The following is a 19,278-nucleotide window of genomic DNA, read 5'->3' as shown; positions in this document are numbered from 1 at the left end:
ACCGGGTTCGGTGGCTCACGATCCGCAGCATCCGGGGCATTGGGTACGAGGCGTCCAACCGATAGCCTCAGGGGGTGGAATCAGTGCAGCCCCCCGCCGGTTCCCAGGTGTCCCGCGTACCGGCGCAACGGACCCCACCCGACCAGGCCACGCCCCCGCCGCTCGCCCCGCAGCCACCGCCACCACGGCGCAGGGGTGGCGGTCCGGTTGTCGCTCTGGTGATCGGGATGCTCGCCCTGCTCGCCGTCGGCGGAGCCGCCACCGGCTACCTCCTGTACGACCGGGCCACCGCCCCCGACCGCAGCGCCCCCGACGTGGTCGTGGACAACTACCTACGCGCCTTCCTCGTCGAACGAAACGACACCAAGGCCAACTTCTTCGCCTGCGAGCGTGACGCGGATCTGGCGGCTGTTCGTCTGTTACGTGAGGAGATGAAAAGCCGGGAGGCGAACTTTAATGTCAGGGTCGCTGTCACCTGGGGGCCGCTAGTCGCGGCCGAGGCAGGTGAAAGACGAAGCGTGGCGACGACGCTGACTGTATCGAGCTCGGCAAACGGTGAATCGCGTAGTAGTCGACGTGAGGACTGGCAGTTTGAGGTTGTGGACGACACAGCGGGATGGCGTGTCTGCGGCGGGCGCAAAGTCGGCTAGAAGCTCCTATTCGATCCAGAGGAGGTGTACGGGGACCTCCAGGGTGGTGGGGGGTTGGCCGCGCCAGGCCCAGCGGTACCACTCCAACTCCGGTGTGACCCGCACGCAGATGTCCCCGTCGGTGCCCGAGTAGGTCTCGGTGACCGCGCGGAGGTCCCGGCGCTCGGTGCCGTCGTCCATGTGCACCACCCGACGCCCGACGACCGAGTCGGTCTCGAAGACCGGTGTTGGTGCCCGGTGCGACGGCGCGTCGAGCGAGACGAGGCGCAGGCTCGGCTCGGCTTGGGGGACGGCGAACTCCGGTGCCGTGGCCACCCGCTCGACCCAGACCCGCTCCACCGGGATGAGCGGAGCGAACACTTCGACCTGCTCGGACTCGGCGCGGTACCACTCGTGTTCGGGGATCACCGGGACGTAGGTGCGGCTGCTCTGGACGACTCGTTCGTCTGCCCGAAGGTCGCCGCGCCAGCCCAGGCCGGGCAGCCCGATCGAGACCCGCCGCCCGCGGAGCTCCACCCCGCCGGTCGCCGGCACGATCTCGATCGGCTTCGGCGGCTGCGGAGCCCAGTCCGGCTGGTCGGCGAAGGGGTCGGGCAGGGGACCGGTCATCGTTGCCAGCGTCTCATGCGGCCCCCTTCAACGGGGCACCCCGCTCCCGCATGAAGGGCACCGGGTCGATGGCGCCGGCGCTGGAGCGGTCCGAGCGGACGTGCACCTCGAAGTGCAGGTGAGGACCGGAGGAGTTTCCGCTGCTGCCCACCTTGCCGATCACCTGGCCGGCCTTGACGTACTGGCCGACCCGGACGTCGGGACGTTCGACCAAGTGGCAGTAGCGGGTGATGTGTCCACCGGCGTGCAGGATGTCGACGAACCAGCCGCAGCCACCCTTGTTCGGCCAGCCGTCGACGTCACAGGTAAGTCGCCCGGCGTTGTCCGGGTCGCAGCGGGACACGATCACCCGTCCGGCGGACGCGGCCCGGATCAGGACGCCCTTCGGGGCCGCGATGTCCACGCCGTTGTGGCTGGGCCGTTGACTGGTGCGGAAGCCGGAGCCGACGCCGCCCGGGATGGGGGCGGTCCAGCCCGAGGCGGCGATCTGCCCCTTCGACGCGGCGTCGCAGACGTTCCCCTCCGGCAAGCGAACGGTGCGTGCGGCACCGCCGGCGAGAAGGTCGACGATGCGGCTCGCCGTCTCCTCGTGCTTGGCGTAGGCATCCGGGAAGGCGCTGATCTGCACCATCTGCGCGGCGTTGGTCAGCGACCGCTTTTCCCAGTCCGGCACCTTGACGAGCTTCTCGTAGAACTTCCGGGCCGAGTAGGAGGGGTTCATCCGCTGGGCGACCGTGCCCCAGCCGGGGCGCTGCTGGAACAGGCCCACCGAGTCGTGATCGCTACCGACGGCCTCGTGCGGAATGGCCAGGGACTCGGGAACGGTGGAGTTGGCGTAGTTCTTCAGGCCGGACTCCTGGATGGCCGTGGCGATGGCGATCACCCAACCGCGTGCCGGCACCTTCATGTCCTGGCCGACCTTGATGATGATGGCCGCGTTGCGCATCTGCCGCTCGCCGTACCCGAACGTCCGGGGCATCGAGCCGGTCACGTCGGGAACCTTGTGGTCGGGTGAGCAACCCGACATCGAATTCGTCAGGGGGTCGTCCGAGTCACCGCCGAGTTCGGTGAGGAAGAAGGCTCCGGCCCCGCCGGTGCAGCAGAGCAGGGCCAGCGTCGCGGTCAGCGCCGCGGCCAACGCGCCGAGCCGGAGCGAACGGCGGGGACTACCCGCACCCGACGTCTCGTCACTCATCCCCGCTCCCAGTCCACCGCGTCCACCAACCACCGGCCCTCCGGTGCCACCAGTTCGAGCCGAAGCTGTCCAGCGTCGAGCGGTACCAGCACCTCGACGAAGGTCTCGTTCTGTGGCCGCAGCGTGGGCTGGCCCGTGACCCGGCCGGCCGGTACCGCTTCCGGCTCGACGCCGGCCATCTTCTCGATCAGGGCCGGCGTGGACAGCGGACGCAGGTCGGCGTGCCACTGTTCGGCGGTGATGCCCTGCGTGCCGAGCCAGGCGGTGGTGAACCTGTCGGCGATCTGCTCCGGTGTCAACTCGCCCGGACTGGTCACCGGTGCGGGCGGGGACGGGGTGTAGATGGCACCGTCGTCACCGAACTCCGGATCCACGGTGCTGATCGGCCCGGCCGGTCCACCGGTCAGCCCGGAGTCGGCCCCCGTCACGCCCGCGGTCAGCCGGGCCGCCCCGATCACCCCGATCACGAGGACGGCGATGGCCACCGCGATGCCCGCGCGCGACCGCAACACCCGGGTGAACAGGAACTCCACCGCACGCTTCATCGTCCTCACCGGGCCTCGGAGCGCACCCGGGGCGCCGGAGTGGCGGGCGTACGGTCAGCGGAGCCCGGCCGGTAGATCGCGTACGAGGGCGGCTCCGCCGGCACGTCGGGCTCCGTCCAGGCCGCTGGCTGCCGACGGCGGGGACGGGGCGCGGTGGTGGGCTGCTTCGGCTGCTGCTTCTCGGGCTCGACGGTCTCCTGGGGTCGTTCCCTGCCGTCCGGACGTTGCCGCTCCGGCTGCGCCGTGCTGGAGTGGACCGGATCCTCCAGCCGGGCCTCCGGGCGGAGGGTCTTCTGCTCGACCACGACCGTCCGCCGCCGGCCGCCGGAGGGTTCGCCCTTACCACCGGGCTCTGCCTCATCCAACCGTGCGGCGGTACGCATGTCGCGGAAGAACCGGCGGTGCCAGGAGCTCGCCGAACCGACCGCCTCGCTGCTGTCCTTGCCGCCGAGTTGGGTGATCCGACGGTAGGGGCGCAGCAACAGCCATCCGACGACGCCGCAGAGCCAGACCAGCACCACCTGGAGCCAGCCCGGCAGGGTGGGGGTACTCATGATCAGGTCGACCGCGAACAGGTAGATGGCGGCACCCGTGCCGAAGATGGCGATGTTGAACACGGCCGCGACCACCGCGTTGCCCAGTCGCCGGAGCCCGGCGCTCGCCGGTCGCATCAGGCCGATGGTGCCCAGGATCGGTGCGGCGATCACCGCCCACCGGAAGATCAGGAAACCGAGCAGCACCAGCAGCGAGGCGGTGAGGTCGAACATCGCGAAGAGGAGCGCGGCGAGCACCGCGATGAACCCCGCGCCGACCCGGTCCATGTCCCGCGTGCCCTGCAGGTACTCGAACGCCTCCGGGTCCTCGGTCTTGATCTGCTGGGCGACCGTCATCCACTGTTGCTGCTTGGCCTTGACGGTCGCGTCACGCGTGCGGGGGTTGGCGCGGAGCTTCTCCGCCTCCTCCCAGGACAGGGACTTCGCGTCGTACAGGGCCCGGCCGTACTTCTTCGCGGTCTCACTGTCCGCCGAGCCGAGCACGCCACGCAGCCAGTTCCGGTAGAGCATCGCCTCGGTGGCTGTGTCACTCGCCCGAACCGCAGGCGGCCGATTGTCCTTACATGCCTCTGGGTTGGGGTCGTCGCACTGATCGGGTGGCGTGTCGCGTGCTGCGGGGCCGACTGCGTCGTGCACCACGCCCAGGGTGGTGACCAGGGTGCCGTCGGCGATGTTGGCCGACTTCACCGGCCACGCCGCCAGCGCGGTCACCGCCACCATCACCAACAGGGCCCAACCGGCCGTGGTCATGGCGTTGCTCATGTCCGACTGCCGGGAGCGCCACAGCAGGTAGAGGCCGACGACGCAGAGCGTGATGATGCCGAAGACGCTGAAAACCTTCTGGTAGACGGCCTTGGTGGCCTGGTCGACCAACGGATCCGCCCAGCCCCACATCGAGCCCGGGTCCCACGCGCGCTCGCGGAGCGCGTTCGAGGCGCCGATGATGGCCGTCGCGATCATGAACTCGCCGTTGGCGATCGTGTTGGTGAACTTGTAATCCGGATGCAGCACGGCGGTGGCGCAGCCGGTGTCGATGTCGTACGTCGTGTAGCTGTAGCCGGCGTAGCCGTAGTCGCTGTAGATGCCCTTCGGGCCGGGCTCCTTCGCCGAGTCGGGGCGGGCGGCGAACCAGCCGGCGAGCCCGGAGTCCGGGGCGGTGGGGGTGGGCGGCTTCCGGCAGGTCACCTCCGACTCGGCAACCTGCTGGAGGCGCCCGACGCAGGCGCGGAAGTCGGCCTGCCATTCCTCGGTGGTGCACAGGTCGGCGGCTGCCTGTCGAGCGCTCACCGGGGCGGCGGACGCCGGGGCGGGACCGAGTACGGGCCAGGAGACTGTGGCTCCGGCCAGTACGCCGAACGTGAGGAGGAGCGCCGCGATCCGTGCCCGGGCCCTCGCCATGTCACGCCTCCAGGTCAGACAGGACGGTGGGTAGGTTCCCGCCGGCGGCGACGGCCGTCGGTGTGGTGTCGAGGTGGTCGAGCAGACCCTCGACGTACGAGACGTCCACCCGGACCTTCTGCACCCGGCCGTCGACGTCGCGCATCACGAACTCCCGGAACCCGAGCCGGGCGGCCGAGGTCGCGTCGGCGGTCGACAGCGAGGCGAGGGTGGCCTCGTACCCGTCGTTGACCGGGACCCGCAGCAGACGCAGCGCCTCGGTGGCGATCTCGGCGTCCTCGGCGATCCGGCCGACGAACACGGTGGAGACCAGGTTCTGCACGTCGAGGCCGAGGATGTCCCGTGGGTTCTGCGAGGCGACGAGGGCGGCGAGGTTCCACTTGCGGGAGTCGCGGGCGAGTCGCACCAGGAAGGACCGCCCGGAGCGCCAGCCCTCCATGAAGTGCGCCTCGTCCAGGCCGACCAGCTTGCGGGACGACATGGAGCCGCCGTAGCAGCGCCGCACGGCCAGCCGGTGTGCGGTGTGCAGCATCGGCAGGGCGAGGGCCTCCTCCGCCGACCAGTACTCACGTTCGATCTTGAGGTCGGGGAGCCGCAGGCCGGCCATGGTGATGACGGTCAGCGCGGCGTCCGGGCCGAGCAGGCCCTCCGGCGGCCGGCCGAAGAAGAGCATCGCCAGGGGCATCTCGGCGGTGTCCAGCAGCAGGTTGGCCAGTTCCCGTCCGGCGTCGTCGTCGAGCTGGCCGAGACAGCTCACCACGTCGTCGAGGGTGGAGGTCTCCTCGGCCGGCACCTGGCGGGCGGCGTGCCGGAACAGGGTGGCGGTGGAGGCCTCCCGGGCCACCTGCGGCGGCACCAGCATCATGCAGATGTCCTGGACCAGCATCCGGCGTTCGGCCCGGGCGTTGGAGACGGCGATCTCGTACTCCCGGTCGCCGCCCGCGCCAGCGGCGAACTCGCTGCGTAGCGGCGTCGGGATCAGCGAGTACGGCGCGAGGGTGCCGTGCTCGGAGCCGGTCAGGTTCAGCACCCGGGCGTACGGCCGCAGTTCGGGCATCGCGCAGAGCCGGGCCAGCGGGCCGGACGGGTCGAGCAGGGTCACCTGGACCCCGCGTCGGGCGGCGAGGTAGCCGAGCGCGCCGAGCAGGGTCGACTTGCCACCGCCGGGCTCGGCGACGAAGACGGCGAGCCCGGAGCGTTCCCGGACCTCCATCGGGAAGTGCAGGTCGAGGAAGACCGGACGACGGCAGGTGCCGGCGGTCCGGCCGATGAGGTCGCCCCGCCGGTCGCCGACCGTGGAGGCGGCCTGGGGCAGGGCGGCGGCGAGCAGGTTGACCGGCATCCGCCGGACGTAGCCGGTGTTGGCGATCGGCTCGCCGGGGATGAACTCGCGGGCCAGCCAGTCCTGGTTCTTCGGGTGCTGCAGGGAGACCCGCAGCTCCCGGGAGTAGAGCTGGATCAGCCGGCGGGCACGCTCCAGGCACTCCTCGCGGGTCCGGCCGCCGACGGCGATCCGGTGCCAGCCGTGCGCGCGGGCCGAGTCCACCGGCAGGCCGGTGGTCATCTCGTCGCCGATCACCAGGGCCCGCTTCGCCAGCCGCTCCAGCTCCGGCGGGGCGTCGATGCCGTGCTCGGCGTAGTCGAGCTGCTGGGACCGGATCATCCGCAGCCGGTGTTCGAGGTTGCGGAAGGAGTCGGCGGAGCCCAGGATGTCGACCCGGGTGGAGATCTCCATCGGCCACGGCAGCCGCTCGTGGAAGTGCAGCCACGGCTCGTGCCGCTCGGGGATCTCCAGCGGCTCCATCCGTCCGACCGCCAGCACGGCCACGTGCCGTTCCTCGCCGGTCATCCGGTTGACCAGCTTCACGGTCGAGCCGTACGGGGTGCGGTACCGCTCCACCTGCTCGGTGAGGGCGAGCAGGTCGCCGCGTTCCCACCGGCCGTCGGTGATCGGGGAGAGGGCGCCCGGGGGTGCCATGCAGAGCGCCACCGAGCGGTAGAGCAGCCACTCCAACTCCTGGGTGGTGACCCGTCGGCCGCGCATGCCGAACGCGCCCAGCACCTCGTCGAACTGCTCGACGGTGCGGCCGAGCCGGCGGCGTTCCCCCTCGGCCACGCCCCGGCCGAAGGCGCTCAGCAGCCGTTCGGTGAGGGAGTCGCCGAGTGACCGGCGGGCGAAGGTGACCCCGAGGTAGGTCTGCCCCTCGGCGTGGTTCACCGAGAGCAGGTGCCGCTGCGCGGCCACCAGGTGGTCGGCCCAGCCGGGGGTGCCCGCCACGTCGGGCAGCGGGGACGCGGTGTGCGTGTCGATGGTGCGGGCCCACTCGTCGGCGGGGAACGGCCGGGTGGTGCGCCGCAGGTGCAGCCGGAAACCGGCCAGGCCGGCGTACTGCTCCGAGATCGCGGAGAGCAGGGCCTCGCGTTCGGCGTCGGGCCGGAAGGCCCAGCGCACCTCGGGCAGCCAGTACCAGGCGGTGACGGTGTTCGGGGTGAAGGTCAGGTGCCCGGCGATCTCGGTGATCGCCAGTTCGGCGGCCGGGTCGCGGTCGCCGAACTTGATCTTCGGAGGCTTGATCCGGCGGGGCTTGATCGGCCGGTCCCGCCGCTCCGGCGCGCGGGCCGGCTCCCCGGCGGAGCGCTGCCGGGGCGGGGTCACCTCACGGGTGGCGGGCGGTACGGCCTCGGCCGGCGGAGCCCCCGCCGGTGGGACGGCGGGCACCTCGCGGTACGGCACGGCGGACGTCTCGCGGAGGCTGCCGGCGGGTGCCTCCCGGTAGGTGGCGCTGGCCGCCTCCCGGAGGCCGGGGCCGGGCGTCGGGTGGGCAGGGGGGCCGGCAGCCGCCGAGCGGTCCCGGGCCGTGGGGATGTCGGTCCGTCGCTCCGGCCCGACGTCGTCGCCGGTCGGCGACAGGGTGGGCGGGGCCGCCGGTGGGCGCGGGCTGGGCAACCGGTCCCCGACCTGGTGCGGGACCCGGGGGGTGGCCGGTGCCGCGGCCGGCTCGGCCACCGTGAAGGTCTCGATGACGGGCGGCGGTGGCAGGTCGGCGACGGGCCGGCCGGTGGCCGGCGGGCCGCCGGGCTCGGCCGGGGCCGCCGCAGCGGTGGGCTGGTGCGGGATGACCGGCGGGTGCTCCCGGTCGACGACGCGGCCCGGCCCGGCGAGGGCGGGTGGCTGTTCGCGCTCGACCACCCGGCCCGGCCCGGCGAGGGCGGGCGGCTGCTCCCGCTCGACCACGCGCCCGGGGCCGGCGATGGCCGCCCGGGGCAGCCGGGGTCGGGTGGCGCCGAACAGGTCGAGGAATGGCGAGTCGATGTCCGCGTCGGCGACCGGCGGGGCCGGCTCGGCCGAGGGGCGCGGGGCGCGCTGGGGCGTGGGGCGGGGGGCCTGGAAGACGCCGACACCGCCCTGCCCGGGGCTGGTCGCCAGGGCCGGGTCGAGGGTCGGCTCGTCCAGTTCCTCGGTGGGCTGGTAGTCGAACGATCGCGCACGGTTACCGGCTGGTGCGGCGCGGTGTCCGGCCGGGTAGCCCGGCGTGGAGGGGCGGTTCATGCTGCTGCCTCACCCGCTTCGTTCGACCGCCGTGACGGCGTACGCCCGGTCATGCCAGCTCCTCCCGGATCCTGATCCGGCTCGCGACCAGGCGAGGATCGCGCTGCTCGGCGGCCGGCTCCCGGGTCCGCCGCCAGTCGGTCAGCGCGGTGCGGATCACCATGCGCGCCGGCCGGTCCGGATCGACGTACCGGAAGATGAACGAGGTGGTCACGATCGCGAGCGCGATCTCCCAGGCCGGGAAGAGCTCGACGGTGAACGTGAACAACCAGTGGATGAACATGTAGAGGGGAACGAGCAGCATGAAGAGGCCGTACTGGGCGTACGGCAGGTGAACGGGAAGGGTGTATCCGGGCGGCCCGAGGTAGACCAGGCGGGCCCGGTAGATGTCGTCGTCGGTGCGCAGCCGCATGTCGTGCCCGCGCCTATTCGAAGATCAGGTCGATCAGGTAATCACCGACGAAGAAGAGCGTGGCGGCGCCGGCGATGAACGCCAGCCCGACGATCGCGATGGCGGAGCTGGTCAGCACCTTGGAGATCTCGCCCCGGCTGGCTCGCCCGATGAAGATGACGCCGAGCACGGCCAGCAGGATCGGTGCGATCTTGCTGGCGAAGAAGCCGACGACACCCTCGGTGTCGATGCCCTTGGGCGCCGGCTCGGGTGCGGCGAGTGGGATCGACGCCAAAGCGTGGAGCGTCTGGGCGACGCCGGAGGACGCCGTCTCCAAGAGCTCGATGGCGATCACTGGAACCTCCCCAAATCGCGGCCGGCGTGCCGCGGCGGTGCGGTGGTTGTGCCGGGCGGGAACGATGGTCGCTGCGCGCAGCGTCGTGGACCCTGCGTGGATCGTTCACCACGGAGAGTGGCGAACTTTGGGCGGTTTGCTCCCGCTTCGACCCTCCCTCCGGGCTTCGCCGTCTCGCTGCTGGGCAATTCCAAAGCGTACGGGCCGCCCTCCTTTGCGACAAGCCGCGAAGAGTCGACCCGATCGGACCCGAACGACCCATCGTACACCTGTTCTAAAAGCCATGTCAGGGCGTGTCGGTGCGGGCCCACCCCGGGCTGCCGGAGCCGCTCGGGTCGACCGGTACCGTCGAGTCGTGACCGATCTGGTACAGGCGCAGGACCCCGTGGTGATGGGGGTCCTCAACGTCACGCCCGACTCCTTCTCCGACGGCGGCCGGTACGCCGATGTCGACGCGGCCGTCGCACACGGTGTGCGGCTCCACTCCGACGGGGCCCACCTGGTCGACGTCGGCGGCGAGTCGACCCGTCCGGGCGCGGACCGGGTGGACGCCGAGACCGAGGTGGCCCGGGTGCTCCCGGTCGTCCGGGAGCTGACCGCGGCCGGGGTGCCGGTCAGTATCGACACCACCCGGGCCCGGGTCGCCGAGGCGGTGCTGGCCGCCGGGGCGGACGTGGTCAACGACGTCTCCGGCGGGCTGGCCGATCCGGACATGGCCCGGGTGGTTCGGGACGCCGGCTGCCCCTGGGTGCTGATGCACTGGCGGGGCCACTCGCGGCGGATGCGGGACCTGGCCCGCTACACCGACGTGGTCGCCGACGTGCGGGCCGAACTGGCGCACCGGGTCGACGACGCGCTGCGCGCCGGGGTGGCCGCCGACCGGATCATCGTCGACCCGGGGCTCGGGTTCGCCAAGACCGCCGAGCACAACTGGGAGCTCAGCGCCCGCCTGCCCGAACTGCTCGACCTCGGCCACCCGCTGCTGTTCGGGGCGAGCCGCAAGTCGTACCTGGGCCGGTTGCTCGCCGATCCGGCGGGGCAGCCCCGGGCGACCGACGGTCGGGCGGCGGCGACTGTCGCCACCAGCGTGCTCGCCGTGGCGGCCGGGGCCTGGGGGGTACGGGTGCACGACGTCCGGGGGACCGTGGACGCGCTGGCGGTCTGGCGGGCCACCGGCCGGCCCCGGCTCGTCCCGACCGTCCCGCCGTACCCGGGCCCGCCCGACGGGCATGGCCCGCCCGACGGGCATGGCCCGCCCGACGGGCATGGCCCGGCGGTCGGCGCGGCCACCGGTACGCCGTGGCGCGGCGCGGCGACCGGTACGCCGCGAGGCGGCGCCGCGGCCGGGGCGTACCCGCCCGCCGAGGCGGGGAGGGCGGGCCGGTGACCGGCACGATCACGCTCACCGGCCTGCGCGCGCACGGCCGGCACGGGGTGTACGACTTCGAGCGCGTCCAGGGTCAGGACTTCGTCGTCGACGCGGTGCTCCACATGGACCTGGCCCCGGCGGCGCGGACCGACGACGTGGCGGACACCGTGCACTACGGCGAACTGGCCGACGGGCTGGTCGCGGTGGTGACCGGCGAGCCGGTGAACCTGATCGAGACCCTCGCCGACCGGCTCCTCGACGTCTGCCTGGCCGACCCCCGGGTGGTCACCGCCACGGTCACCGTGCACAAGCCGCAGGCCCCGGTGCCGCACGCCTTCACCGACGTCGCGGTGACCCTGACCCGGCACCGCGACCCCGGTCACCGGCCGGACGACCGGGCCGCCCGGTGAGCCGGGCGGTGCTGTCACTCGGCAGCAACCTCGGCGACCGGCTCGCCCACCTGCGGACGGCGGTGGCGACCCTCGGCGACGCCGTGCTCCTGGTCTCCGGGGTCTACGAGACTCCACCGTGGGGGGACGAGGACCAGCCGGCGTACCTGAACGCGGTGCTGCTCGCGGCCGATCCCACCGCGACCGCCCGGGACTGGCTGGACCGGGCCCACGCGGCCGAGCGGGCCGCCGGCCGGACCCGGGACCCGGCCCGCCGGTACGGCCCCCGGACCCTCGACGTCGACGTCGTCGCGGTCTGGGGCGACGACGACGAACCGGTGCTCAGCGCCGATCCCGAGCTGACGTTGCCGCACCCCCGGGCGCACCTGCGGGCGTTCGTGCTGCGGCCGTGGATCGACATCCAGCCGTACGGGCGGCTGCCCGGCCACGGCTGGCTGACCGACCTGCTCAACACCGGGCCGGCGGCCGGGGACGCGCTTGCGGTGCGTCCCCGCCCCGATCTGGGGATAGAGTCGACGACATGACCCAGCGGAGCCGGCCGGCATGACAGCACAGTCCCCACCGCCGGGCGGGGCGGACCGGTCCAGGATGGGTCCCACCAGGATCTCCACCCTGGTCGTGGCCGGGCTCGGCGCCGCAGCGGTCGCCTGGCTGCTGATCAGCAGTCTGTACTACCGGACCCTGCCCGAGCTGCCCTGGCTGCCGGTGATCACGCTCGCCACCCTGGCCGTGCTGGAGGGGTACGCGGCGGTCAACACCCGGGGTCGGATCGAGCGCAAGCCGGGCCGGGAGCCGGTCAACCCCTTGCTGGTGGCCCGGTTCGTGGTGCTGGCGAAGGCGTCCGCGCTGGCCGGCGCGATCTTCGCCGGTGGCTACGCCGGGGTGACGGCCTGGCTGTTCGTCGAGCGCACCAACGCCGCCATCGACGACCGGCCGGCCGCCGGGGCGGGGCTGCTCGCCAGCCTGGCCCTGGTGCTGGCGGCGCTCTGGCTGGAGCGGTCCTGCCGCGTGCCGGAGCGGCCGGACGACGACCGTGGGCCCGGCGCGCGGGAGGAGCAACCGGGGCCGCGCTGATCGACGGGGGTTAACAGCCGGGTGGGCCGCCGGGTACCGTCGCCTGGCGACACCGGCCGCCACCGGTCCGCCGCGTGGGAGTGCGGACCACCGGGCACCGTGGGAGGCGCGCGTCATGGGGTACGACGAACCGACCCGCACGGAACCGGCGGGGACCCCTGTGGACCTGCCGGCGAACCCCGACGACCCGGAGCCCGGCGCGGCCGGACACGACCGGATCGGCGTCCACCTCGCCTGGGAGGTGGTGCTCCTGGCCGGGGCGGTGGTCCTGGCGTACCTGCTCTGGCGCACCCAGCCGGCGACGTTGCGCGGCGCCGGGCTGCGGGACCTGCTCATCGACCTGGTGGCGCTCGGGCTGCTCACCGTCGCCGCCGGGCTGAGCCTGCGCACCGCCGCGGTCAACCTCGCCGTCGGCCCGGTGGCGGTGGCCGCCGCGCTGCACTTCGCCGAGCAGAGCGAGCGCAGCGTGCCGGCGGTGGTCGGCCCGGCCACCCTGGTCGCCGCGCTCGGCGGGCTGGTGCTGGCGCTGGTCGTGGTGGTGCTGCACGTGCCGAGCTGGGCGGCGAGTCTCGCCGGGGCGGCGGGCGTGATCGTGTACATCGAACAGCGGGCGGCCCCGGTCGTCGTGCAGGGCGACCACGATCCCGGGCGGGCCGCGCTCCACCTCTTCGCCGGCTTCGCGGCGCTCGCGGTCCTCGGTGGGCTCTTCGGGGCGATCCGGGCGGTCCGTCGGCTCGTCGGTCGCTCCCGACCGGTCGGTGACCCCGCCCTGCCGCAGGGCCCGGTGGCGGCGGTGCTGACCGCGTTCGCCCTGGTCAGTTCCACCGTGCTGGCCATGCTGGCGGGTACGCTCCTGGCCGCCGAGGCGACCGCTCCGGTGGCCCCGGGCACCGGGCTGGACGGCACCGTGCTGGCGGTCGGCACGGCGCTGCTCGCCGGGACCAGCGCGTACGGGCGGCGGGGCGGGATCTTCGGCACCCTCTTCGCGGTCAGCCTGGTGGCGCTCTTCCTGGCGTGGGCCCAGGCCCGTGGCTGGGTGGTCAGCCCGTGGGCGGTCGGCGGGGTGGCCCTGGCGATCGGGCTGCTGGTCACCCGGTTGGTCGAGACGTTCGGGCGACCCCGGAGCACGGAGGTGGAGGTGGCCGACCGGCCGGTCTCCGGCGACGGGACGATCAGCTCGGGTTGGTCGGCGCCCCGCTCCCGGCCGGTCGACACCTGGAGCCCGCCGGCGCTGCCGACCGATCCACCGCCGCACCCGGTCGACCCGTGGGCGGGCCCCGGCTGGGACGAGCGGCCCCACCGCCGGGCGGCCGGTGGCGACGATCCTCCCCGCTGGGCTCCCGGTGGTGACCGTACGCCCCGGTGGGAGGCCGGCGGCGACGCCTCGCCCCGCTGGCAGGTCGGTGGCGACCGGTCGCCCCGCTGGAGGGCGGACGACGACGCTTCCCCCCGGTGGGGCGCGGGCGACGAGCGGTCCGGGCGCTGGGAGACCCGGGACGACCCGCCCCGTTGGGAGACCCGGGACGACCGGTGAGCGCCCGGCCCGGAGCGGGCCCGGCTGCCGGTGCGGGCGGCGGCGGCCGTCGCATCCACCGGGCGGGCGATGATCTCGCCGGTTAGGCTCGGCAGCATGACCGAGACACCAGCCGCCGGCAGCGGAGGTCGCTCCTTCGACGAGCTCGACGCCCTGTCCACTGAGGAACTGCGCGAGCAGGCGTTCGCGCTGGCCCGGGAACGCCGCGACGTGCGCTTCTTCTGGTCCGTGCTGCGGCGCCTGCCGAACGCCGACGAGGCCGCGGCGTTGGACGGGGCGCCCAACTCGGTCGGGCCGACCATCGACGAGGCGGTCGCCCTCTGGCGGGAGCTGACCGGTCACGGGTACGACGAGACGGCTCCGCTGCTGCGCGCGGCGTTCATCGACTACCTGCTGAAGCACTAGCCGTTGGCGCGTCAGGCGACCAGCTCACGCCGGGTTTGCCCGGCGGGGCGGCCCGGGAACTGAGCACGTCATGGCTGTCACCAACAGTGCCGGGACCGGCCGGAGCCACGGGCGCGCGGTGGGTACGGGGTCGTTCGCCGCCGTCGTCCTGGTCGCGGTCTGCGGCAGTCCGGCGTACGTGGACTGGGCCGCGGCGAACACCGACCCGACCGGGGCCGGCGGGTGGTTCCTGCGCCTGCTCGCCTGGCCGGCGTGGCGGTTCGGGGTCGGTGAGGGCTCCGGGGTGGGCGCGGCCGACGTCACGGCGATCCTGCTGGTCCTGCTGGCCGCCGGCTTCCTCCACCTGCTGTCCGCCAGCCAGCCGGCCCGGGGGCCGGGGGTCGGTCAGTTCTTCACCGGCTGGGCGGCATACGTCCTGGCCAGCGGGTTCGCCGCGTTCCTCGGCTCGTTCCTCGGGCCGGACGCGGCGTTGGCGGTCGCCTTCCAGGCCACCGGCACCGGGGTCACGTACGGGTTCTTCGCCGGCTGGATCATCGGCGCCGCCAGCCTCGGCGGTCGCGCCTGAGCCCACCCGCCGGCCGGGACCGGGCGGGCCCGGGGCGGGTGGTCAGGCCGGCGGCTCGGGGGTGAGCAGCCGGTGCCGGGTGAGCGTGCCCACCGGCCGACCGTCCTCGCTGACCAGTACCCGGTCCACGGCGGCGGCGAGCATCACGGCCAGCGCGTCGTACGCCGAACTGCCCAGCGCCACCGTCGGCAGGTCGGCGCCGTCGGCCGGCAGCGGGTCCAGCGTCTCCCGGGCGACCGGGGTGACGGCGAGCCGGCGGATGCCCCGGTCGGCACCGACGAACTCCCGGACGAACGGGGTGGCGGGCGCGCCGAGCAGCGCCGCCGGGGTGTCGTACTGCTCCAGCCGGCCACCCTCGGAGAGCACCGCGATCCGGTCGCCGAGCCGGACCGCCTCGTCCAGGTCGTGGGTGACCAGCACGATGGTCTTGCGGACCTCGGCCTGCAACCGGAGGAACTCCTCCTGCAACCGGGTCCGCACGATCGGGTCGACCGCCGAGAACGGCTCGTCCATCAGCAGCACCACCGGGTCGGCGGCGAGCGCGCGGGCCACCCCGACCCGCTGCCGCTGCCCGCCGGAGAGCTCGTGCGGGTACCGACGGCCGAACTGCGCCGGGTCCAGGCCGACCACGTCGAGCAGTTCGTCCACCCGGCGCCGGGTCCGCTCCTTCGGCCAGCCGAGCAGCCGGGGCACCGTACCGACGTTGGTGGCGACCGTCTGGTGCGGGAAGAGGCCGACGTTCTGGATCACGTACCCGATCCGGCGGCGCAGCTCGACCGGGTCGGCGTGGGTGACGTCGGTGTCGCCGAGCAGGATCCGGCCGCCGCTCGGCTCGATCAGCCGATTGATCATCCGCAGCACGGTGGACTTGCCGCAGCCCGAGGGGCCGATCAGCACCACCAGCTCACCGGCGGCGATCTCCAGGCTCAGCTCGCGGACCGCCTCGGTGCCGTCCGGGTACCGCTTGCGGATGCCCTCCAGGCGGATGCGGGCCGCGCCGGGCCGGTCGGCGGCCGGATCGTGCCCCGCGTCGGCAGGGGCGTTCAAGGTACGGTCCACGTATGTCCCTCCGCCTGAGCTACCGGGCCGACCCGGGCAACCCGTGGTTCTCCTGGCAGTATGTGCGGGACAACTCTGACACGATCCTCTCCGCCCTGGGGGACCACACCTGGCTGACCGTCCGCGCGGTGGTGATCGCCGCCCTGGTCGGGCTGCCGTTGGCCGTGGTGGCGTACTGGGTCCGCCCGCTCGCCGGGCCGATCGTCGCGTTCACCGGGGTCCTCTACACGGTCCCGTCGCTGGCGCTGTTCGCCTTCCTCGCCCCGTACCTGGGCATCGGCGCGCTCACCGTGCTCAGCGTGGTGGTCCTGTACGCGCTGCTGGTGATCGTCCGCAACGCGGTGGCCGGGCTCAACCAGGTGCCGCCGGAGGTCCGCGAGGCGGCCGAGGGGATGGGGTACGGCCGCTGGGGCCGACTGTTCCGGATCGAGCTGCCGTTGGCGCTGCCCGGCATCGTCACCGGGCTCCGGCTCGCCACCGTCTCGACGGTGGCGCTGGTCACGGTGGGGGTCGTGGTCGGCCGGGGCGGGCTCGGGCAGCTCATCTTCGCCGGCTTCCAGAACAACTTCTACAAGGCGCAGATCATGACCGCCACGCTGCTCTGCGTCCTGCTCGCGCTCCTGGCCGACCTGGTCCTGGCCGGGGTGGGGCGGCTGCTCACCCCGTGGGCGGCGAGGCGGGCCGGGTGACCGGCGCGGGCCGGACGCGGGACAGGGGCCGGACCCGGGAGACGGGCCGGGGACGCGGGACGGGCGCGGTGGCCGGCGCGGGCCGGGTGGGGCGCGGCGAGCGGGAGGGCGGCCGGTGAGCGCGATCGAGCAGGCGGTGGTGTGGCTCAACGACCCGTTGAACTGGACCAACCCGGGCGGGATCATGGACCGGCTCGGTGAGCACCTGAGCATGTCCGCCGCCGCCGTGGCGCTGGGCTGCCTGGTGGCCTGGCCGCTGGGGCTCTGGCTCGGGCACAGCGGCCGGGGCGGCGGGCTGGTCCTGCTGGTCTCCAACGTCACGCTCGCGGTACCGACGCTGGCGCTGCTGACCATCCTCCCGTTGACCTTCCTCGGCTTCGGACGTCCCGCCGTGGTGGTGGCGCTGGCCGTCTTCGCGGTGCCGCCGCTGCTCGCGAACGCGTACACCGGGGTGCGGCAGGTCGACCCGGAGACCCGGGACGCGGCCCGGGGGATGGGGCTCTCCGGCGGGCAGGTGCTCCGCCGGGTGGAGTTGCCGCTCGCGGTGCCGTACCTGGCCGCCGGGTTCCGTACCGCGACGGTGCAGGTGATCGCCACCGCGGCGCTCGCCACCTTCGTCAACGGTGGTGGGCTGGGGGAGATCATCCGGTCCGGGTTCGGGCTGAGCATCGCCGCCGGTGGCGGTCAGATCCTGGCGGGTGGGCTCCTGGTCGCCGGGCTCGCCCTGCTGGCCGAGGTGCTCCTGGCGGGTGCCGAGCGGCTGGTCACCCCCCGACCGCTGCGCCCGGCCCGCCGCCGCGCCGCCCGCCGGGCCGGGAACGCGGTCACCGGCGGCTGACCTGCGCGCCCGTTCGGCCACCCGGCCGGGGCGCTGGCGGGCCACCGGCGCGGGCGCGGTCGGGTGCCCGTCGGGGCCGGACGGCGGGTCCGGGTCGGCTCGGTGACGATCCGGTGACAAACCCGGCCACCGGTTTGTCGTACCCCCGTCCGAGGATGTTGGCTGGGGACACGGGCGGGGGTGACAGGGTTCGCCCGTCGGACACGCGGCCGGCCCGACAGGGTCGCGCCGGGACACGGAAGGCGGGCACTCATGCGTGCGCGTACACGACTGGCCATCGGGGCGGTGGGCGCCCTGGCGGCGGCCGGTCTCCTCACCGGGTGCGGTGACGCCGGCTCCTCCGGCACCGAGGCCCCGCAGCAGCAGGCGTCGGGGGAGGGCTGCGCTCCGGTCGCCGGTGAGCAGTTGATCGCGCTGGAGGACGACAAGAAGCTCCAGAACGCCGACAACATCCTCCCCGCGATTAACACCAAGGCGGCGGCGCCGCAGGTGGTGGCCGCGCTGGACAAGGTCTCCGCGGCGCTCGACACGGAGAAGCTGATCCAGCTCAACAAGGCCGTCGACGTGGACCGGAAGTCCTCGAAGGTGGCCGCCGAGGAGTTCGCCGCCGGCAACGGCCTGACCGCCGGCGTCGACAAGGGGCCGGGCGGCAAGATCGTGGTCGGGGCCGGCAACTTCGCCGAGAGCCAGACCATCGGCGAGCTGTACCGGATCGTGCTCACCGCCGCGGGGTACGACGTCACGGTGCAGACCATCGGCAACCGGGAGCTCTACGAGCCGGCCCTGGAGAAGGGCGAGATCCAGGTGGTGCCCGAGTACGCCGCGACCATGGCCGAGTTCCTCAACGCCAAGGTCAACGGCAAGGATGCCGCGCCGGTCTCCTCGCCGGACGTGGCGGCGACCACGCAGGCGCTCACCGGCCTCGGTGAGAAGGCCGGGCTCACCTTCGGCGCCGCCTCCACCGCACAGAACCAGAACGCCTTCGCGGTCACCCAGGCCTTCGCCGACAAGTACGGCGTCCGGACCCTCTCCGAGTTGGCCGAGAAGTGCTCGGGTACGGCGACGGTGCTGGGGGGCCCGCCGGAGTGCCAGGAGCGCCCGTTCTGCAAGCCGGGGCTGGAGAAGACCTACGGGCTCTCCGTCGGCTCGTTCTCCTCGCTGGACCAGGGCGGCCCGCTGACCAAGACCGGCCTGCGTACCGCCACCATCAGCGTCGGGCTGATCTTCTCCTCCGACAGCGCGTACGCGGCGGGCTGACCGCCGGTACCACCGCACCGCTCCCGTGACGGGGGTGTCTCCGACCTGGGGACACCCCCGTCGGCGTGTCCACCGGTGACCCGGTCGAGCGACCGTGACGCTCGTCACGAGCCGACAGTCCTGGCTGGTTGGGGCCTCTTCGCGAGTTTCGACGGAGTTGTCCGCCGCCGTTCCATTACCCGCTGTCATCTCGTAGGCTCCACAGCCATGCCCGCTCCGGTTTCCGCCACCGATCGGCGTACCCCCTCCCTGTTGACCGCCCTCTTCTGGGGCGGCGTGGGGTTGGCGCCGATCGCCGCGCTGATCCTGCTGGTCGCCGACACCAACGGTCCGCTGCGCTTCGCGGCGGTGCTCGCCATCGGGTCGGTGGTGCTGATCGGGCTCTCGGTCGCGTTACGCACCGACCCCGGCTCCGGCTCCGCCGATCCCGACGAGGTGCACGAGGAGATCGAGGAACTGCGCCGGGAACTGCGCAGCGAGATCGTCGCCGCGGCCCAGCGCGGCAACCAGGCGCTGGACCAGTCGCAGCGGGCCCAGGAGGCGGTGGCCGCGTTGCGGCACCGGCTCGACACGACCACCACCCCGTCCGTCGAGGAGGAGCAGCCGGCCGGTGCCGGCCGTGCCCGGGTACCGGTCCCCGGGCCGGCCGAGGAGGCTCCGGCCGGCAAGGCCAGCGTGCCGGTGCCGCCGGTCCGCGCCACGCCCGACCGGGAGCCCGACGAGGGGGCCGGGTGGGCGCGGGCGTCGGTGCCGGCCGAGGCCGAGGAGCCGGCCGGATGGGCGCGGACGCCCGAGGCGCCGGAGACGCCCGAGCCCGACGAGCCCGCCGGT

18 protein-coding genes and 2 pseudogenes are annotated in these 19,278 nt (G+C 73.6%); 12 read left to right on the top strand and 8 right to left on the bottom strand.

Features of this window, described 5'->3' with window-relative positions; genetic code table 11:
* The first annotated feature begins 227 nt into the window (after nt 1–227).
* Nucleotides 228–650: a hypothetical protein gene (locus AWW66_RS22010; RefSeq protein WP_342671931.1), complete on the top strand. Its 423-nt coding sequence runs from the start codon at nt 228–230 to the stop codon at nt 648–650.
* Nucleotides 651–656: 6 nt separating this feature from the next.
* Here AWW66_RS22010 and AWW66_RS22005 read toward each other — a convergent pair whose 3' ends face one another.
* From AWW66_RS22005 to AWW66_RS21975, 7 genes are read right to left on the bottom strand one after another with little or no spacing between them, the layout of a single operon-like run.
* Nucleotides 657–1,259 carry a hypothetical protein gene (locus AWW66_RS22005; RefSeq protein ID WP_067369705.1) on the bottom strand — a complete coding sequence of 201 codons (603 nt, stop codon included), beginning with the start codon at nt 1,257–1,259 and terminating at the stop codon, nt 657–659.
* Between the two features lie 13 nt (nt 1,260–1,272).
* Nucleotides 1,273–2,454, bottom strand: coding sequence for a M23 family metallopeptidase (locus AWW66_RS22000; protein WP_067369702.1), 1,182 nt, complete (start codon nt 2,452–2,454; stop codon nt 1,273–1,275).
* Nucleotides 2,451–2,999, bottom strand: a complete 549-nt coding sequence (locus AWW66_RS21995) for a hypothetical protein (protein ID WP_067369699.1) — start codon at nt 2,997–2,999, stop codon at nt 2,451–2,453. Before AWW66_RS21995 ends, AWW66_RS22000 begins: the two co-directional genes overlap by 4 nt.
* A gap of 5 nt (nt 3,000–3,004) precedes the next feature.
* Nucleotides 3,005–4,951 (bottom strand): MraY family glycosyltransferase, encoded by a 1,947-nt coding sequence (locus AWW66_RS21990; protein WP_067369696.1) that lies wholly within the window; start codon nt 4,949–4,951, stop codon nt 3,005–3,007.
* Between the two features lies 1 nt (nt 4,952).
* Nucleotides 4,953–8,501 (bottom strand): ATP-binding protein, encoded by a 3,549-nt coding sequence (locus tag AWW66_RS21985; RefSeq protein WP_067369695.1) that lies wholly within the window; start codon nt 8,499–8,501, stop codon nt 4,953–4,955.
* Between the two features lie 49 nt (nt 8,502–8,550).
* Nucleotides 8,551–8,913: a hypothetical protein gene (locus AWW66_RS21980; RefSeq protein ID WP_067369692.1), complete on the bottom strand. Its 363-nt coding sequence runs from the start codon at nt 8,911–8,913 to the stop codon at nt 8,551–8,553.
* 13 nt (nt 8,914–8,926) lie between these two features.
* On the bottom strand, nt 8,927–9,247 hold the full coding sequence (locus AWW66_RS21975; RefSeq protein ID WP_067369690.1) for a hypothetical protein: 321 nt from the start codon (nt 9,245–9,247) through the stop codon (nt 8,927–8,929).
* Nucleotides 9,248–9,602: 355 nt separating this feature from the next.
* On the opposite strand from AWW66_RS21975, the gene folP reads away from it, so the two are divergent.
* The 7 genes and pseudogenes from folP (at nt 9,603) to AWW66_RS21940 (ending at nt 14,604) form a co-directional block, all read left to right on the top strand.
* The gene (gene folP / locus AWW66_RS21970; protein ID WP_083978738.1) at nt 9,603–10,634 is read left to right on the top strand and encodes a dihydropteroate synthase; all 1,032 of its coding nucleotides are present in this window, start codon (nt 9,603–9,605) and stop codon (nt 10,632–10,634) included.
* The gene (gene folB, locus AWW66_RS21965; protein ID WP_067369731.1) at nt 10,631–11,026 is read left to right on the top strand and encodes a dihydroneopterin aldolase; all 396 of its coding nucleotides are present in this window, start codon (nt 10,631–10,633) and stop codon (nt 11,024–11,026) included. Before folP ends, folB begins: the two co-directional genes overlap by 4 nt.
* Nucleotides 11,023–11,550, top strand: coding sequence for a 2-amino-4-hydroxy-6-hydroxymethyldihydropteridine diphosphokinase (folK, locus tag AWW66_RS21960; protein ID WP_067369687.1), 528 nt, complete (start codon nt 11,023–11,025; stop codon nt 11,548–11,550). The genes folB and folK overlap by 4 nt, the downstream gene beginning before the upstream one ends.
* A 64-nt stretch (nt 11,551–11,614) precedes the next feature.
* Entirely contained in the window at nt 11,615–12,100 is a 486-nt protein-coding gene (locus tag AWW66_RS21955) for a DUF3180 domain-containing protein (protein ID WP_396890532.1), read from the top strand.
* Between the two features lie 115 nt (nt 12,101–12,215).
* Nucleotides 12,216–13,400, top strand: a pseudogene (locus AWW66_RS21950) (ABC transporter permease); the annotation flags it as partial.
* A gap of 330 nt (nt 13,401–13,730) precedes the next feature.
* On the top strand, nt 13,731–14,039 hold the full coding sequence (locus AWW66_RS21945; protein WP_067369677.1) for a hypothetical protein: 309 nt from the start codon (nt 13,731–13,733) through the stop codon (nt 14,037–14,039).
* 70 nt (nt 14,040–14,109) lie between these two features.
* A complete protein-coding gene (locus tag AWW66_RS21940) occupies nt 14,110–14,604 on the top strand; it encodes a hypothetical protein (protein ID WP_067369674.1) in 495 nt (164 codons plus the stop codon).
* A gap of 42 nt (nt 14,605–14,646) precedes the next feature.
* On the opposite strand, the gene AWW66_RS21935 is transcribed toward AWW66_RS21940, so the two are convergent.
* Nucleotides 14,647–15,663 (bottom strand): ABC transporter ATP-binding protein, encoded by a 1,017-nt coding sequence (locus tag AWW66_RS21935; RefSeq protein ID WP_396890533.1) that lies wholly within the window; start codon nt 15,661–15,663, stop codon nt 14,647–14,649.
* 2 nt (nt 15,664–15,665) lie between these two features.
* Here AWW66_RS21935 and AWW66_RS21930 point away from each other — a divergent pair, with 2 nt between their 5' ends.
* The 4 genes and pseudogenes from AWW66_RS21930 to AWW66_RS34935 all read left to right on the top strand — a co-directional run.
* On the top strand, nt 15,666–16,352 hold the full coding sequence (locus AWW66_RS21930; protein WP_067369671.1) for an ABC transporter permease: 687 nt from the start codon (nt 15,666–15,668) through the stop codon (nt 16,350–16,352).
* A gap of 115 nt (nt 16,353–16,467) precedes the next feature.
* On the top strand, nt 16,468–17,190 hold the full coding sequence (locus AWW66_RS21925) for an ABC transporter permease (protein ID WP_067369669.1): 723 nt from the start codon (nt 16,468–16,470) through the stop codon (nt 17,188–17,190).
* Between the two features lie 252 nt (nt 17,191–17,442).
* The gene (locus tag AWW66_RS21920; protein ID WP_067369666.1) at nt 17,443–18,447 is read left to right on the top strand and encodes a glycine betaine ABC transporter substrate-binding protein; all 1,005 of its coding nucleotides are present in this window, start codon (nt 17,443–17,445) and stop codon (nt 18,445–18,447) included.
* 207 nt (nt 18,448–18,654) lie between these two features.
* A pseudogene (locus tag AWW66_RS34935) lies at nt 18,655–19,278 on the top strand (hypothetical protein); the annotation flags it as partial.

Source organism: Micromonospora rosaria (assembly GCF_001567585.1).
Lineage (GTDB): Bacteria > Actinomycetota > Actinomycetes > Mycobacteriales > Micromonosporaceae > Micromonospora > Micromonospora rosaria.
The sequence above is the reverse complement of the archived record's forward strand: the minus strand, read 5'-3'. Positions and strand labels throughout refer to the sequence as shown.

Excerpts from the sequence above, each read along its gene's own strand:
- AWW66_RS22010 (WP_342671931.1), top strand. The coding sequence starts at position 228 with ATGCTCGCCCTGCTCGCCGTCGGCGGAGCCGCCACCGGCTACCTCCTG.
- AWW66_RS22005 (WP_067369705.1), bottom strand. The coding sequence starts at position 1,259 with ATGACCGGTCCCCTGCCCGACCCCTTCGCCGACCAGCCGGACTGGGCT.
- AWW66_RS22000 (WP_067369702.1), bottom strand. The coding sequence starts at position 2,454 with ATGAGTGACGAGACGTCGGGTGCGGGTAGTCCCCGCCGTTCGCTCCGG.
- AWW66_RS21995 (WP_067369699.1), bottom strand. The coding sequence starts at position 2,999 with ATGAAGCGTGCGGTGGAGTTCCTGTTCACCCGGGTGTTGCGGTCGCGC.
- AWW66_RS21990 (WP_067369696.1), bottom strand. The coding sequence starts at position 4,951 with ATGGCGAGGGCCCGGGCACGGATCGCGGCGCTCCTCCTCACGTTCGGC.
- AWW66_RS21985 (WP_067369695.1), bottom strand. The coding sequence starts at position 8,501 with ATGAACCGCCCCTCCACGCCGGGCTACCCGGCCGGACACCGCGCCGCA.
- AWW66_RS21980 (WP_067369692.1), bottom strand. The coding sequence starts at position 8,913 with ATGCGGCTGCGCACCGACGACGACATCTACCGGGCCCGCCTGGTCTAC.
- AWW66_RS21955 (WP_396890532.1), top strand. The coding sequence starts at position 11,615 with ATGGGTCCCACCAGGATCTCCACCCTGGTCGTGGCCGGGCTCGGCGCC.
- AWW66_RS21945 (WP_067369677.1), top strand. The coding sequence starts at position 13,731 with ATGACCGAGACACCAGCCGCCGGCAGCGGAGGTCGCTCCTTCGACGAG.
- AWW66_RS21940 (WP_067369674.1), top strand. The coding sequence starts at position 14,110 with ATGGCTGTCACCAACAGTGCCGGGACCGGCCGGAGCCACGGGCGCGCG.
- AWW66_RS21930 (WP_067369671.1), top strand. The coding sequence starts at position 15,666 with ATGTCCCTCCGCCTGAGCTACCGGGCCGACCCGGGCAACCCGTGGTTC.
- AWW66_RS21920 (WP_067369666.1), top strand. The coding sequence starts at position 17,443 with ATGCGTGCGCGTACACGACTGGCCATCGGGGCGGTGGGCGCCCTGGCG.